This window comes from Corallococcus llansteffanensis (assembly GCF_003612055.1).
Classification (GTDB): domain Bacteria; phylum Myxococcota; class Myxococcia; order Myxococcales; family Myxococcaceae; genus Corallococcus; species Corallococcus llansteffanensis.
Window position 1 is genome coordinate 1 of sequence record NZ_RAWB01000957.1, and the last position, 1,868, is coordinate 1,868.

The window sequence follows — 1,868 nt, forward strand, 5'->3', positions numbered from 1 at the left end:
CGGCGGAGGCGCGGTCATCCCCGTGGAGCTCATCGTCGCCAAGCAGCGCAACGGTCCCATCGGCTCCGTGGACATGGTGTTCCTGTCGGAGTTCACCCGCTTCGAGAGCCGCGCCCGGGGCGAGTAGCGGCAGAAGAGCCTCAAGGCCCTCTTCGTCAGTCGCGGCCGGTGCGCAGGTAGCGCGTGACGTGCTCGCGCGCCGCCCGCACCGCGGCCTCCGGCCCCGTGCCCCGGCCCAGCTCCGTTGCCAGCGCGGACGCCAGCCGGCAGCCCGTGCCCCGGCGCTCCGGGGGCCGCTTGAGCCTTCGCCCCCGCATCACCAGCGTGCGGCCGGAGAACGCCAGCACGTCCGCCAGGCCCTGCCCTTCCGGCAGGTGGCCGCCCTTCACCAGCACCACGCCGAAGCCCCGCTGGCAGAGCGCCTCCGCGGCCTCCTGCGCGTCCTCCACGGACCCGGGCGCGGGCCGGCCCAGGAGCCACCCCGCCTCCTCCAGGTTGGGCGTCACCACCACGCGCGGGCCCGCCAGCGCCAGGTAGTGCCGGGGCGACAGGCGCGACAGGGGCTGGCCTTTCGACGAGCGCACCACGGGGTCCACCACCCACCACGCGTCCAGGCCCTTGAGCGCGGCCTTCGCCGTGGAGAGCTGGGACGGGCCGGGCACCACGCCCCACTTCACCGCGTGCAGGGGGCCCCACTCGCGCGCGGCCGCCACCTGCGCGGTCAGCATGCGGGGCGCCGCCGGCACCACGGCGAAGGTGTGCGTGCCCTGCGCCGTCTGGGCCGTGGGCACCGCCACCGCGTCGCCGCCGCGCGCCCGCACCGCGGCGACGTCCGCGAGCAGCCCGGCCCTGCCCGTGGGCTCCAGGCCCGCCAGCAGCAGGACGCGCGGTCTCACCGGCGGTGCTCGCGGGCCTTCTGCACGAGCGACTTGTAGACGCCCAGGTGCACGGGGATGGTGCCCAGCAGCAACTCCGGGTGCCACTGGATGCCCAGCGCGAAGGAGTGCGCGGTGGACTCGATGGCCTCCACCACGCCGTCCGGCGCCACCGCGCTCACCGTCACGTCCGTGCCCGGCTTGTTCACCGCCTGGTGGTGCGTGGAGTTCACCATCAACTGCCCGTGGCCCACGGCCTCCGACAGGAGCGTGCCGTTCTTCACCTCCACCGGGTGCTGCGGCTGGGTGCGGTCGTGCTTCTGCTCGTGGTCGCGAGAGCCGAGCACCTCGCGCAGGATGTCCTGGTACAGCGTGCCGCCCAGCACCACGCAGAGCAGCTGCATGCCGCCGCACACGCCCAGCACCGGCAGGTTGCGCTTGAGCGCGCCCCGGATGAGCTGGGCCTCGAAGGCCGTGCGCCCCTCCTTCAGCGGCCCCATGCCCTCGCGCACCTCCTCGCCGTACGCGGACGGGGGGATGTCGAACGCGCCGCCCGTCACCACCAGGCCCGACACGCGCTCCAGGTACGCGTCCACGCACGAGGCGTCGTCCGTGTACGGCAGCACGAAGGGCAGGCCCCCCGCGCGGAACACCGCCTCCGCGTAGGGCACCTTCAGCTCGTAGCGGGGGAAGGCGGAGTCGGCCGGCTGGGCCCAGTCCGGGCTGAGACCGATGTTGGGACGGCGCGGGGTCGTCCCGTGGTGGCGCGGAGGCGGAAGGTTCATGGTGGAGGTCCTACCCTGTTTCGAGTCCCGTCCCTCGTGCGCCCCGCTCGAAGGCGTCCGCGAGGAGCCGCACCTGCTCGGAGATGTCCCGGGCGAGCAGGGCATCGGATACCACCGCCGCGCCGTGCGCGCCCGTCGCCGCCACCCGGGCGATGTTCTGAAGGCCCACCCCGCCAATGCCCACCACCGGCAGGGGGCTGTCCGCCAC

4 protein-coding genes are annotated in these 1,868 nt (G+C 74.5%); 1 reads left to right on the forward strand and 3 read right to left on the reverse strand.

The features are described 5' to 3' along the window. Positions 1-127 (forward strand): DnaB-like helicase C-terminal domain-containing protein (locus tag D7V93_RS42445; protein ID WP_147451660.1); only part of this gene is annotated, 127 nt, incomplete at its 5' end. 28 nt (positions 128-155) lie between these two features. Here D7V93_RS42445 and thiD read toward each other — a convergent pair. The 3 genes from thiD to D7V93_RS42460 form a co-directional block, all read right to left on the reverse strand. Further along, positions 156-896 (reverse strand): bifunctional hydroxymethylpyrimidine kinase/phosphomethylpyrimidine kinase, encoded by a 741-nt coding sequence (gene thiD / locus D7V93_RS42450; RefSeq protein WP_120648617.1) that lies wholly within the window; start codon positions 894-896, stop codon positions 156-158. Continuing rightward, positions 893-1,660: a gamma-glutamyl-gamma-aminobutyrate hydrolase family protein gene (locus D7V93_RS42455; protein WP_120648618.1), complete on the reverse strand. Its 768-nt coding sequence runs from the start codon at positions 1,658-1,660 to the stop codon at positions 893-895. Before D7V93_RS42455 ends, thiD begins: the two co-directional genes overlap by 4 nt. A gap of 10 nt (positions 1,661-1,670) precedes the next feature. Then, positions 1,671-1,868, reverse strand: a 198-nt coding sequence (locus tag D7V93_RS42460) for a thiamine phosphate synthase (protein WP_208723342.1), incomplete at its 5' end; no start/stop codon positions are given.

What these genes read in the sequence shown, in the direction of transcription:
- D7V93_RS42455 (WP_120648618.1), bottom strand. Translation starts at nt 1,660, where the DNA reads ATGAACCTTCCGCCTCCGCGCCACCACGGGACGACCCCGCGCCGTCCC.